Origin of the sequence: Pseudofrankia coriaricola (assembly GCF_032027725.1) — a bacterium.
GTDB lineage: Bacteria > Actinomycetota > Actinomycetes > Frankiales > Frankiaceae > Pseudofrankia.
In genome coordinates this window covers 47,400-60,718 of sequence record NZ_JASNFO010000039.1, presented here as the reverse complement: position 1 = coordinate 60,718, position 13,319 = coordinate 47,400, and the positions used below count along the sequence as shown (strand labels likewise).

Below are 13,319 nucleotides of genomic sequence, written 5' to 3'. Positions count from 1 at the left end.
CGGGACGTGGCAGGGGGCCGGCCCGCCCGGCGCCGGCGGGGGGGGGGGGGCCCGGCCCCCGTATGGCCTGTACCCGAGTGTGGCTGACTGGATGCTCCTGGTCAGGCTCCGGGGTGGCCCGTGCCGACGCCCGCGGGCGCGGCGACCGCGCCGGCGTCGCCCGCCGGCAGCGCGCTGCCGGCCGCCCACGTCGCCCACGGGATCGACCAGTCGTTGCCCAGCTGGTCGGCCTCCGGTGCCCGGCCGCTGTTGACGACGTCGACGATGTCACCGACCTGGCTGAAGTCGTAGAACCACTGAGCGTCCTCGGGGGCGGCGTTCACGCAGCCGTGCGAGACGTTGACCCGCCCCTGATCACCGACCGACCAGGGCGCCGAGTGGACGTACTGGCCGCCGCTGGTGATCTGGACGTTCCACTGGACCTCCTCGCGGTAGTAGTCGGGGTCGCCAAGGGGAATCCCGACCGTGGCCGAGTCCATGATCAGGTTCTGGGTCTTGCCGAGGACGTTGTGCGGGCCGTCCATCGTCAGCAGCGTCCGCTTGCCGCCCTTGCCGCCGCTGATCGGCATCGTGCGCACCAGCTGACCGTCCTTGTAGACCTTCATGGTGTGCGCGGCGATGTCGACGTGACTGATCTGCTGGGCTCCGATGGTGAAGTCCATCACCCGGTCCTTCACGCCGACCAGCCCGTTGCCGGCCTCGAACCCGGCGAGGTTCGCCTCGACATGCACCTTGGTCCCGGACGGGTAGTACTCCTTCGGCCGCCAGCGGACCACCCGGTCGGAGGCCCAGCTCCACGAGCCCTCCAGCGGGGGACTGGTGACGACGGACAGGTGCCGTTGCACCGCGGCCCGGTCGGCGGTCGGCCCGCTGAACGTCAGCACGATCGGCGTGCCGACGCCGACGGTCTGGCCGTCGACCGGCTCCCAGGACACCTTGAACGGCTTGGCCGGGATGCCGGTGGTGAAGGCGGCGTGGCTGGTCACGGTACCGGTGACGCCGCTGGTGGCCGTGGTCGACGCGGTCACCTGGTACTGGCTGTCGGCGTACAGGCCCGAGGCGGAGGTCCAGGTACGCCGGTCCGGCGAGTACTCGCCGGGCAGGGTGCCAGCGTCCGTCTTCTGCGAATCGCTCGCGGCACGCGCGATGGTGACGTCGCCGAGGGGCGCGTTCGCGGTCACGACGACCTTGTCGGTGACCGCGATGCCGGACGCGCCGTCCGCTGGAGTGATCTTGATGCTCGCGGCCGGCGGCGTCCGCGACGCCGCCGCCGCGGGGGGCTCGCCCCCGCCCCCGGACCCGGAGCAGGCCGCCAGCACGACGGCGAGCAGGGCGGCGACCAGCCCGAACAACACCGGGCGGATCCGCCAGCCCCGCGGCCGGGTGGATTGGCCCGCCTGCCCGCCGCGTTCGCCCGCGGAGAAGACCATTACCCGCCTTCTTCCGATCTTCAGGACGGCCACTAGCGCGTCCGCGCGAAAACTCTCGGTCGGACGGTACCCAGCGGCGTGGCATCCGTCGCCCCGAGCAAGCGAAATACCGTTGTCACTCAGGCGACCATCACTATTTGTCGATGGAGCTAATACAGAGAGTCGCCCTCTCCCGGCAATGCTCACGAAGCCCTCCCATGCCGCGTGGCCATCTCTGTCGGCCGTCTCCGGGCGCGCGCGCATTCGCCATGAGCGCGCCCTTCGGCCGGCCCCCAGCCGCACCCCCGGAGGTCCGCGAGCCCACCCGCCGGCGTCCCCACGCCACCGGGCGGGACCAAACACCCGTCGCCGCACCATGATCGCCGTCCCCACGGCCGACCACCGGACACGCCCGCCAGGCCGTCCCCGCTCGCGGCGGCAGAACCTCGGCCGGAGGAATGCCACTTCCGTGAACGTTTCCCGACCCGGATCAATGCCAGCCACGATGTGCGCCCGAACGACTCCCCCACGGTGCCGCCCGGCTACTCGGACGGATGCCCGAACCGCCACCAGACTGCCTCACGAGAACCACCGGGGGCATAGCCGAATTCCCACCGTCCACCGGGCGAGAGAACAACATCCGCCTGCCATCGGCGGCGCGCGTCACGGTCCGCGCGCCGACGGCCCGCCATTGTCACGGAATTGGCCCCAAATAAATGCGCGGCGTAGTCCCGCCCGCTCTCCGCGCATACATGCCGGGGCGAGGCGCTGGGCGCGCTCGCCCCGTGTCGGGCGCTGAGCGCCCTCCCCGCGTGGCGCCGGGCCCTGGCACATGGCGGTGGTAGGGCTGGGACCGGGCTGACGAGGTGGCCGGGTTGGCACTGCGCCTGAGGCGCCGTCACCAGCTGTGACTGGACATCCGAGCCCATGGGATGTCTGTCGGCCTCCGGCCTCGGACGGGCCGGGAAGATCGGGGAAACATCCGCCGAACGTCGCCGTCACCAGGGCCTGCACCTGACGGGGCGAGGATGGCGACCGGCCCCCAGGCGGCCACACCCCCGGCCGGGCCACCGACCCGACCCGGCCAACCACCCGACGAACCGGCTAACCGACCGACTGACCAACCGGCCATCGACGGAACAACCACCCGGGCAGCCAGCTCAGGCGTCGCACCAGGCCCGCCAAGCCGGGCCGGCCGCCCGGACCAGACCGACCTCAGGAGGAGCCATGGCGATCGTGCTCGGACCGAACCAGTTCGGGAAGGCCGAGGTCCGGCTGGTGCACGTGGACCGGTCCACCCCGGTCCACAGGATCACCGACCTCAACGTGTCGTCGGCGCTGCGCGGGGACTTCGCCGACGCGCACCTGACCGGCGACAACGCGCACATCCTGACCACGGACGCGCAGAAGAACACGGCCTACGCGTTCGCCCGAGAGGGGGTCGGCGAGATCGAGGAGTTCGCGCTGCGCCTCGGCCGGCACTTCACCGGCTCGTTCGACTGGGTGACAGGCGCCCGGGTCGAGATCGAGCAGTACGGCTGGGACCGCATTCAGGTCGACGGCGCCGGCCACGACCACGCGTTCAGCCGCGCCGGCTCCGAACGGCGCACGACGGTCGTCACCGTCGACGGCGACGACGCCTACGTCGTGTCGGGCCTCGCCGGGCTCGTGGTGCTGAAGTCGACCGGCTCGGAGTTCTGGGGCTTCGCCCAGGACCGCTACACGACGCTCGCCGAGACCGACGACCGGATCCTCGCCACCGAGGTCACCGCCCACTGGCGCCTCATCGGAGTCGAGCACGACTACGGGAAGCTGTTCGCCAGCATCCGGACGATCCTGCTCGAGACGTTCGCGTCCGTGCACAGCCTGGCGCTGCAGCAGACGCTGTACAAAATGGGCGAGGAGGTGCTGACCGCCTATCCGGAGGTCGCCGAGATCCGGATGTCGATGCCGAACAAGCACCATTTCCTCGTCGACCTGGCGCCCTACGGCCTCGACAACCCGAACACGGTCTTCTACGCCGCCGACCGGCCATACGGGAAGATCGAAGGCACCGTCCTGCGCGACGACGCCCCCGACGCCGGCCCCGCCTGGCAGACCGTCCCGGGCTTCCGCTGACCGGACGGCACCCCGCACGCGACTACGCGGCGCGGTCATCCCGACGCGCTCGCGCCCTCCCGCGTGCCGGAACTGTGGCCGACGGCCGTGTCCACACACGCCGCCATAGACCACGGTCTCCTCCCGCGAGAAGCACCGCGGTTGATGACCGCGTCTATACGGTCGCGCGGTCCGGCCGAGCCCGGCGAGGACACAGGGTGACCACGTCGCCGGGGGCGAGGCCCAGGCGGGAGGCCGCGTCGCCGTCACGGACCGCGAACGCGGCCATCCCCGCCGAGTCGACGTAAAGCACCAGCTCGCCCGGCTCCACCGAGCCGAACGTGACCCCGACCGGCAGCACGAGCGGCGCCCCCTCCTGCGCCGTCACGCCGCGGACCTCGGCCCGCTGGCCGGGCACCAGGCCGACGTCGGCCAGCAGGTCGCCGGTCGCGGCGAGCTGCACGTTGCCGAACCGGTCGACGAGGACGACCTCGGCCGCTAGCTCCGCCTCGGCCCGGTCCGCCCGCGTCTCGGTCTGGCTCACTCGCGCCAGCACCGGCGGCAGCCGGACGATCGCCGCCGGGTCGACCGGCCGTCCCAGCGCCGCCGGGGGTGTGCCGATGGCGAGCTCGGCCGCCGCCGGCGCGAACACGTCCCGCCCGTGGAAGGTCGCCGGCACACCCGGCCGGGCCGCCAGCGCCACCGACTCGGTGACGCCGCCGAGCACCGCCGCGGCCGGCGTCAGCAGCCCGTTGTCGGGGCCGACGAGCATCCCCCCGGGCGTGACCAGCACGACCCCTCTCCTGCTGGTGCCGACGCCTGGGTCGACGACCGCCAGGTGGACGCTGACCGGCAGGTAGCGCACCGTCTGCGCGAGCACGGCCGCGCCCCGCCGAACGTCGCCGGGGTCGATCAGATGGGTGATGTCGAGCGCGCTCACGCCGCGGCGCAGCAGCACGCCGTGGCAGGCGGCGACGAACCCGTCGGCGAGCCCGTAGTCGGTCAGGAAGCTCACATGCGGCACAGGACCTATGCTCCCTCCCCGCCGGCAGCCACCGCCGCGACCGCCCACTTCCGGCGACCGCTGTCACCATCACAGTGCGACACTGGCCCGCACGCTGCCTCGACGGGGTCTCCACACTCGCGGAACCTTGATCACAAGTGTATGTATAAATCCGACAAAACGGGTTACGCGCCCGTGACGAACGAGGGCCGGGGCGGCCACCGGCGCGGCCTCGACGCGGGGCGGCCCCGGAGCTCACCGGGCCATTTCTCTCTGACCATCGCCGACCGGGCGCCGAGGCCCGGTCCGCGTTCCCAGCCGGCGATCTTCGACGCTCCCAGGACTGGCGAGCCACGTAGATCGCGGACCGGGCATGCGCACATCAGACAGAACGGGTCGCATGGCGCCGGCCGGCATACCCGCTCGACGATCATGATCCGAGCCTCGCCAGCCGAGTGCCGGGTGATCGCCAGCTGAGTAGGTGAACTGCACCCGGCTACCGCTTGACCGCCAACCTGGCGAGATCCACGGCAAAGGCTCAGATGGCGCCGTCGGCGCGCAGGACGGCTAGCTGATCAGGGGTGTAGCCGAGCTCGGTGAGGATCTTCTCGGTGTGCTCGCCGAGCGCGGGGACCGGCTCTATCCGGGGCGGGGTGTCCGGGAACTCGACGACCGGGCGCAGCTGGCGCACCGGGCCGACGGGCGAGTCGACCTCGATCCACCGGTCGCGGGCGGCCAGCTGCGGGTGGGCGAGCACGTCGGCCATCTCGTTGACCCGGCCGTAGGCGATCCCGGCCGCGTCGAGGCCCGCCGTCACCGCCGTGGTGGGCAGAGCGTCGACGACCTCGGCGACGATCGCGTCGGTTCGCGTCCGGTTGCGCACCCGCGCGCGGTTGGTCGCGAACTCGGGGTCGGTCGCGAGGTCGGGGCGGCCGAGCAGGCCGGCGGCCAGCCGAGCCCATTCCCGGTCGTTCTGCACCCCGATCAGGACGCTGTCACCGTCGGCGGTGGTGAACGCCTCGTAAGGTGCGATCGACGCGTGACCGACGCCGGCCCTGGCCGGCGGGCGGCCGGTGTGCTCGGCGAACTGGACCGCGTAGCCGTTCCACTCCGTGATCGCGTCCAGCATGGTGAGCGCGAGCGCCGCACCCTCGCCGGTCCGTTCCCGGCGCAGCAGCGCCGCCAGAATCGCCTGGGCGGCGTAGGTCCCGGCGGCGACGTCGGCGGCGGCGAACCCCGCCTTCGCCATGTGTTCCGGCGTACCGGTCACCGAGACCAGGCCCGACTCGGCCTGGATCAGCATGTCGTAGGCCCGCCGGCCGGCGTAGGGGCCGGTGGGGCCGTAGCCAGAGAGGTCGACGGCGACCATCCGCGGGTAGCGGGCGGTCAGAGTGGCGGCGTCGAGGCCGAGCCGGGCGGCGGCGCCGGGCGAGAGGTTCTGCGCGACGACATCCGCGCCCGCGACCAGCCGCTCCAGCGCCGCCAGGCCGGATGGGACCTTGACGTCGAGGGCGAACGACTCCTTCGACCGGTTCAGCCAGGAGAAGTGCGCGGACATCTCCCCTCGGACCGCGTCGTCGTAGGCACGGGCGAAGTCGCCCGATCCCAGCCGTTCGATCTTGATGACACGGGCGCCGTACTCGGCGAGGTGACGGGTCGCGAACGGCAGCGCGACCGCGTGTTCGAGGCTGACAACGGTCATTCCCTGCAGCGGCAGCACGCCGGCCACCCTATGGCGCCGCCATGCCCCGCGGCGGCCGTTCACGTCCGGAACCGACCCGCTGACCTGCCAACCATCCGAACCGCCGATCCACGCCCGCGGCGCCACCCGCGCCACCTGGCTCACGATCTCCGACCCGGATGGCGGTGGAGGTTGGTGGATCGGGGCGAACAGGCGGAGACTGGGAGTTGCCGGGATGAGGGTCGGGCCGCCCATGTCGCCGGGCTGGCGCCCGCGGCCAGCGCCCCTGGCCGACTGTTTGTCCCGGGACGACCCGGCTGGGCAGGATGGGGGCGCCGACCGGGTCCCGCTGTACGACGGGGCGAACCGAACCGGACAACCCAGGGAGTGGACGTGCGGATGAGGCTGCGTCGCCAGCAGCCGGTGCTCATCACCTCGGCCGCTGACCCACGTCACGTCGACATCCGCCGCCGGCAGAGTCAGTACCTGTTCTGGATGGGCTTCCGCGTGCTCTGCTTCGTGCTCGCGGTGGTCCTCTTCCACGGGTGGATCCGATTCCTGGCCATCGTGGCCGCGCTGATCATCCCCTGGGTGGCGGTCGTGGTCGCCAATGGCGGGCCGGCGCCGTCACGCGGGCGCCCGGCCGGTTTCCGGCCAGCCAGCCACTCTGTCGGCGGGGGGCCGGCGACCCTGGAGTCCGCCGAGCACCCCGTCGTCGAGGGCGACGGCCAAGACCGCGAGAACCGCCACGGACCCGGGGGTGCTGGCCCGGGCCCGGCTCCCGCGGGCCCGCGTTCCGGCCCGGCACCGTCGACCGGGCCCGAGCCCGGTTCGGGACCGTACCCGGCACGCGGGGCCAGCCCCGCCGGATCAACGCCGTCCTCGCCGGACCAGCCCACCGTCGACGCCTGTTACAAACCGCGCCACGGCGCCCCGGCGGCACCGCCGCCCCGGCCGGCCGAACGGGCCGACGTCGGCTTCTTCGGCCCACGCCGCCCACCACGGCACTAAGCCACCACGGCACTAAGCCCACCACGGCGCGCGGCAGCCAGCCGGACGAACAAGCGCGGCCCACAGGACGATCACTCCTGATCTGTGGGGCAACGTTCATGTTGTAGCCGACTGGTGGTATACGTCCGCGTTCCCAGCCCTGTCACCGTGGCCCTGTGCGCGTTGCGGTGGTCACCGAGTCCTTCCTCCCCCACGTGGACGGGGTCACGAACACGGTCTGCCGCGTGCTGGAGCACCTGGAGGCCGAAGGGCACCAGGCGCTCGTCGTGGCACCGTCCCCCGGTGCGCGCGCGGCCGGCAATGCGCCCCGGGTCTACGCGGGCGCCCCTGTGCTGTGGGCGCCGTCCGCGCCGCTGCCCGGCTACCCGCAGTTCCGGTTCGCGACGCCATGGCCGAGCCTCACCCCGGCGCTGCGCCGGTTCGCCCCCGACGTCGTCCATCTGGCGGCACCGGCCGGCCTCGGCGCGCAGGCGGCCTACGCGGCCCATCGGCTCGGGGTGCCCAGCGTCGCCGTCTACCAGACCGACCTCGCCGGCTTCGCCCGCCGTTACGGCCTCGCATCCCTGGACCGCACGATCTGGCGGTGGCTCGCGACCGTACACCGGCTTGCCGCCCGCACCCTCGCGCCGTCGTGGGACGCCGTCGACGCGCTGGTCGGCGCCGGCGTGCAGCGGGTCGCCCGCTGGCGCCGGGGCGTCGACCTGGACCGGTTCAACCCGGACCATCGCGACGACGAGCTGCGCACCCTGCTCGCGCCCGACGGCGAGGTCCTCGTCGGCTACGTCGGCCGGCTCGCCAGGGAGAAGGGCGTCGAGCTGCTCGGCGCGGTGAGCGGCCTGCCCGGCACCCGGCTGGTGGTCGTCGGCGACGGGCCGGAGCGGACCCGCCTGGAGCGGCTGCTGCCCGGTGCCGCGTTCCTGGGCTTCCAGTCCGGCCATGGGCTGTCGTCGGCGCTCGCGAGCCTCGATGTGTTCGTCCACACCGGCCAGTACGAGACGTTCTGCCAGGCGGCGCAGGAGGCGAAGGCCAGCGGCGTGCCGGTGGTCGGGCCCGCGGCAGGCGGACTGCTCGACGTCGTCGAGCACGGCAGGACGGGGCTGCACTACCGGCCGGGTGACCCCGCGGCGCTGCGCGCCCAGGTCGCCACGCTGGTGATCGACAGCCCCGGCCGGGCAGCGATGGGACACGAAGCCCGCGCCTCGGTGGCCGACTGCGGCTGGCGGGCGATCGGGGACGAGCTGCTCGGCCACTACCACGACGTGCTCGGCGCCAACATCAGCGCGAACCGGGACGACGCCTGGCGCTGAGCACCCCGCTACCGCCCCGGCCAGGCACCGCCGCCGGCCGGGCATGCACCACGCCCTGACCGCTCCGACCGCCCTGGCCGTCCTGACCCCGCGAGCCGCCCGTCCCGACACCAAGACCCGCCGCCGGGCGCGCGAGGACTCGCTCTCCGCGCACCCTTCGGCCCGACGACTGACCCGGCCTCCGGGCGCGCGGGGCTTCGCCTCGGCGCGTGCCCTTCGGCCACCGACGGCCGGCCGGACCGTCGGACCGCCACGGACGCCGTGGCCGGTGGACCGGCCGCACCAACCCTGAGCACCAGCCCGCGCGCAGCCGGGAGAGCCGCCGCCGCGAGCCGATCGAGAGTGGGCAGCATGAGGATCGCGCAGGTCGCCAACTTCGTGGCGCCGACGTCCGGGGGTATCCGCACGACGCTGCGCCACCTGGCCGCGGGCTATGTCGCCGCCGGCCACGAGGTGGTCCGGGTGCTGCCCGCGCGCCGCGACGGCGTACGCCACGCCGACGGCGTCACCACGCTGATGGTGCGCTCGCCGCTGGTCTTGGGCACCAGCTACCGCATGATCACCGAGCCGTGGCGGGTGGCCGCGCTGCTCGACGAGGCGGAGCCGACCCATCTCGAGGTGCACGACCGCACCACGCTGCGCCGGCTCGGCCGGTGGGCCCGCAAGCGCGGAGTGCACTCGCTGGTCGTCTCCCACGAGCGCGTCGACCGGCTGCTCGGCGCGAAGACGCCGTGCTCGCTGCGTGGGGTGCTGCCGGTGCGCGCCGCCGCCGACCTCACCAACCGCGGGCTGGCCGCCAGCTACGACACGGTGGTCACGACGACGTACTGGGCGGCGGCCGAGTTCCGGCGTATCGGGGCCGACAACCTGCGACAGGTGCCGCTCGGCGTCGACCTGGACCGGTTCGGCGCCCAGACGGCCGACTGGTCGCTGCGCCGGGCGTTCGCCCGCGACTCGGACGTCCTGCTCGTCGCGATCAGCCGGATGGACCCGGAGAAGCGGGTCGACATCGCCATCGACGCGCTCGCCGAGCTGGTCCGCCGCAAGATCCCGGCGCGGCTGGTGCTGGCCGGCGACGGCAACGGCCGCAAGGAGCTGGAACGCCGGGCCGCCGGCCTGCCGGTGGTGTTCCTCGGCTTCGTCGCCGACCGGGCGCGCCTGTCGGGCCTGCTCGCCAGCGCCGACGTCGCTCTCGCGCCCGGGCCGGTCGAGACGTTCGGCCTCGCGGCGCTGGAGGCGATGGCGAGCGCGACGCCGGTGGTCGTCCACCACGGCAGCGCGCTCGCCGAGCTGGTCGACCCGCGCTGCGGCCGGATCGCCGCCGGCTGCGGCTATGGCTTCGCCGACGCCGTCGAGGAGGTCCTCTCGCTGGATCCGGCGGACCGGCGGCTGGCCGCCCGCGCCCGCGCGGAGATGTTCCCCTGGTCGGCCACCGTCGACGGCTTCCTGTCCGTCCACGGCCTGCCGGCCGTACCACGCCCGGCCCCCCCACTCCCCCTGCCCACCGACCCCGCCGCCACCGCCGGGTCAGGTGGCGGAACCGACCTGCCGCGGGCGGCCTAGTAGGAGACCGCCGAAAAAGCAGCTCCGGTGGCCCGACTCGCCCGAGTCCATCGCATATGTCGATCGGGGCAAACTGGGGCGAGTTCGACGCAGTCCTGAGTTGTTCAGCAGTCTTCCGGACATCCCACAGGTTGCGACGTCGAGTCACACGGCGGGTGCCGGGTCCTTCTGGCGAGTCGAAAGCGCAACCTGTCCACGTCTGGTGACCGCGCCTCAGCGCTGACGCCAACTCACCCACCTCACCAGCCCGCAACCAGCCCCGCCACTGTCACAAACCCTGACCCGGAACCAGGCAGGGAGGGCGCTCAGCGCCCGACAGGCCGCGCCCGGCCGGGGGGGGGGGGGCCCCCGCCCCCCCCGCCGGGGGGGGGCCCCCCCCCGTCGCCGCCGGGGCGGGCCCCCCCCCCCCGGCGGGACGGCCCTACCTGCAAGAACCACGGCCTGGCGGGGCAGTTCTGCTCCCGTCGGGGTCACATGTCGGCGAGGAAGTGCCTACCGTAGGCCCGTGTGCCCTGCTCTTCTGCCCGCGCCGCGGTCCGGCGTGCTCGCCGGCTGGGCGAATGCCTGGCTCGCCGGGCTCGTCGGCGCCGACGACGTCCTGACGCACGTCCAACGGGTGCTCGGCTCCTGCCGGCACACGCTCGGCGGCGAGCCGCTGCTGCTCGGCCTGGGCGCGCTGCGCGCGGCACGCGCCGAGCGGTTCCGGCTGATCCTGCCGGTCCCCGGTGACATCTCGGGCCTGCCGGGGCCGCCAGCGGTGAACGCCGACGCGCTGGCCGCCAGCGAGGCGGTGCTGGTCATCGGCCCGGCCCCGCCGCTGCTGCTGGTCCCGACGGTGGAGGTGCACGGCCCGGCGGTGGAGGGGGCGCTGGAGTCGGTCCACTGGAAGGCGCTGCCCGCCGCCCGGGTCCCTCCGCCGCCGACCCCGGTGCGTGCCGCGGAACGTGAGCTGGCTCAGGCGATCGCGGCGACCACGTCGGCGCTGCTGGACCTGGACGTCGCCAGCGCCCGCCCGGAGGTGCTCGCCCTGCTGCGCGACCGCGCGGAGGAGGACCCCGGTCCCGGCCTCGGCCCCGGCTACCCTTCCGTCGCGCATGCCCTGCTCGCGCGCGCCGAGCGGCTGCGCGCCCTGCTCGACCTCGCCGCCCTCGACGACGGCGCCGCCGTCACCGCCGGCGAGATCACCCGCCGCTCCGAGGCGCTGCGCGGCCTGTCCGCCGCCGTCCGCCGCGCCTACGAAGCGGCCTACGACGCCTTCGACCCCGCCCACGCCACCTCTCCGCCCTCTCGCTGACGAGCCTCTCGAGACACCCGGCCGAGGCCGTCCGCGGGCACACGGGCACGCGGGCACGCGGCGAATCTGGGCGCACCAGTATCGACCGCCTCGGCGGCGACGTCCTCGGGAATCCGACGGCAGTGTGCCCTTCATTCTGCAGCGGAAGAGAGAAAGGACGGCCATACTTTCCGGATTCTCGTACCGGATGACAGTTTCTTCACCAAACGGGCCGCTGTACTGGTAGTCCGGGACCAAGAAGCCGAACCCTCGCCGTGTGGCTTCTTCCTGGAACCGCCGCACGTACAGGTCTGCCCGCGTCATCAAGGCCTCCTCTCCCGGCGGGCGGTCACCGGATGCCGCTGGCGACGGCCTGTATCCCGTCGTCTCGTCACAGGCCGGCCCGCCTCGCCGACCGGCTCGGCCCACGCGGGCGCCCGGTCTGGGCATGGCAGGCGGTCACTCGGCCGTGGCGCGCGCTCGCGTGAGGCCGCACAGGATCCGCGACGGCCGGCTGACAAGGCGAACACCCACCTGTGGGCGGTTGCCAACGGCGGCCGGGCCAACGTTCTGACACCGTTCGGGTAATGGGGCGTGGGTGCTTATGGATTGCCGGTACTGTGACAGAACGAGTAGTCGGTGTGCACGGCGCGTCGTTCGTCCTGGGAAGGAACCCGCTCAGAGGTGAGCCGGCAGAGCAGCCCAGATCCAGCGGGTCCCGAGAGCGCCGGGACCGGGCAGAACGGTGCCGCGGCCGACCCGGGCTCGCCAGTCCCGCCGCCCGCCGAGTCCATATCGTCGGCGGCGGCCACATCGGCGGGTCCGCGGCGCAAGGCCCGGCATCGGCGAGTCGGGAAACGCGGCAGGACATTCGGCCTGACGCAACTGCTCGCCGTCCCGGCCATCGGGCTACTACTTCTCCTCGGCGGCGGACACGACGGCTCGGGAGACGACGACGCCTCCACGGGAATCCCCGGCGGCCAGCGGAGCGGCACAAATGGCATTGTCACGCTGACGGCGAGCCCATGGAACGGGGACACCGACCCCATCCCCTTCACCGTCGCGGGCACCACTCCATCCTTCGCCCCGCCGTCCGGGATCACCACGAGCCCGGCACGCTCCTCCCGAGCCGGTACCACGCCCGCCAGGACAACACCGGCTACCAGCCGACCACCGTCGACCAGCCGTCCTCCGTCCACGAGCCCGACGGCCAGCCGCGCCCCGACGCTCACGGCCAGCGCGCCGGCGCCGACGGCGAGCGCGACTTCGACCGTGACGATCAGCGCCAGCCCCGGCGTCCTGCCGACCGTCACCGTCAGTCCTTCGGGCAGTTCGTCCGCCAGCCCGACCACGAGCGCCAGCCCATCGACCAGCGCCAGCCCGTCGACCAGCCCGAGCCCGAGTGGGACCGGCACGCCGTTCCCGATCGTGACCCTCACGGCCAACCCGAACTGCCCGGCCATCGCGCTGGTGACGTCCAGCTTCACCGCGACGATCACCAGGACCACGAGCGGGGCGAGCCTCGACATCACCGGCGCCTATACCGCGCCCGGCGCCTCCGCGACCGGCCAGACCACGATCCACACCGTCGCCAGCACCTCGGCGACCAATGGCACCGTGCTCACCCAGTCGGACGTCACCGTCCCGACCCAGCCGGCCACGGCCCCGGCGACGCTGGCCAGCATCGACATCGGCCGGCTCCCCACACCGACGCCGAGCACCCTCGCGCTGACCCTGACGACCACCCCCGCCGGATGCTCGCCGGTCACCCTGGTCACCATCGTCGTCGTCGGCATCGCCGTCCCCGTCGCCCCAGCCCCACCCACCCCGTCGCCCACCCCGACGCCGCCGTCCACCTGACCGGCGACCGCTGCTCGGCGGATCTTCGCGTTCCGCGGAAGGCGGCATGGGACGGTGCCTGGTGGGACGGCCCTGGGCTGCGCACGAGCGGGCGACCACTGTCGGGGATCTTCGC

Annotated in this window: 10 protein-coding genes; 6 read left to right on the top strand and 4 right to left on the bottom strand. The window is 73.5% G+C overall.

The features are described from left to right. Positions 1–101 precede the first annotated feature (101 nt). On the bottom strand, positions 102–1,430 hold the full coding sequence (locus QOZ89_RS21030) for a L,D-transpeptidase (RefSeq protein ID WP_071052076.1): 1,329 nt from the start codon (positions 1,428–1,430) through the stop codon (positions 102–104). A gap of 1,206 nt (positions 1,431–2,636) precedes the next feature. Between QOZ89_RS21030 and pucL the strand changes: the two genes are divergently transcribed. After that, positions 2,637–3,527, top strand: a complete 891-nt coding sequence (gene pucL / locus QOZ89_RS21025) for a factor-independent urate hydroxylase (RefSeq protein WP_071052077.1) — start codon at positions 2,637–2,639, stop codon at positions 3,525–3,527. 154 nt (positions 3,528–3,681) lie between these two features. On the opposite strand, the gene QOZ89_RS21020 is transcribed toward pucL, so the two are convergent. Both QOZ89_RS21020 and QOZ89_RS21015 read right to left on the bottom strand, forming a co-directional pair. Then, positions 3,682–4,539, bottom strand: coding sequence for an SAM hydrolase/SAM-dependent halogenase family protein (locus QOZ89_RS21020; RefSeq protein ID WP_071052112.1), 858 nt, complete (start codon positions 4,537–4,539; stop codon positions 3,682–3,684). Positions 4,540–5,047: 508 nt separating this feature from the next. Next, positions 5,048–6,229 carry a CaiB/BaiF CoA transferase family protein gene (locus QOZ89_RS21015; RefSeq protein WP_198543475.1) on the bottom strand — a complete coding sequence of 394 codons (1,182 nt, stop codon included), beginning with the start codon at positions 6,227–6,229 and terminating at the stop codon, positions 5,048–5,050. A gap of 360 nt (positions 6,230–6,589) precedes the next feature. Between QOZ89_RS21015 and QOZ89_RS21010 the strand changes: the two genes are divergently transcribed. From QOZ89_RS21010 to QOZ89_RS20995, 4 genes are all read left to right on the top strand, one after another. Then, entirely contained in the window at positions 6,590–7,201 is a 612-nt protein-coding gene (locus tag QOZ89_RS21010) for a DUF3099 domain-containing protein (protein ID WP_071052114.1), read from the top strand. A gap of 155 nt (positions 7,202–7,356) precedes the next feature. Beyond that, entirely contained in the window at positions 7,357–8,508 is a 1,152-nt protein-coding gene (locus QOZ89_RS21005) for a glycosyltransferase family 4 protein (protein WP_198543476.1), read from the top strand. 351 nt (positions 8,509–8,859) lie between these two features. Then, on the top strand, positions 8,860–10,071 hold the full coding sequence (locus QOZ89_RS21000) for a glycosyltransferase (protein WP_071052079.1): 1,212 nt from the start codon (positions 8,860–8,862) through the stop codon (positions 10,069–10,071). Positions 10,072–10,576: 505 nt separating this feature from the next. After that, positions 10,577–11,365, top strand: a complete 789-nt coding sequence (locus tag QOZ89_RS20995; RefSeq protein ID WP_198543477.1) for an Rv1486c family protein — start codon at positions 10,577–10,579, stop codon at positions 11,363–11,365. A 581-nt stretch (positions 11,366–11,946) separates the two neighbouring features. On the opposite strand, the gene QOZ89_RS20990 is transcribed toward QOZ89_RS20995, so the two are convergent. Continuing rightward, positions 11,947–12,783: a hypothetical protein gene (locus QOZ89_RS20990; protein WP_071052080.1), complete on the bottom strand. Its 837-nt coding sequence runs from the start codon at positions 12,781–12,783 to the stop codon at positions 11,947–11,949. On the opposite strand from QOZ89_RS20990, the gene QOZ89_RS20985 reads away from it, so the two are divergent. Continuing rightward, the gene (locus QOZ89_RS20985) at positions 12,773–13,204 is read left to right on the top strand and encodes a hypothetical protein (RefSeq protein WP_071052081.1); all 432 of its coding nucleotides are present in this window, start codon (positions 12,773–12,775) and stop codon (positions 13,202–13,204) included. The genes QOZ89_RS20990 and QOZ89_RS20985 overlap by 11 nt on opposite strands. Positions 13,205–13,319 lie beyond the last annotated feature (115 nt).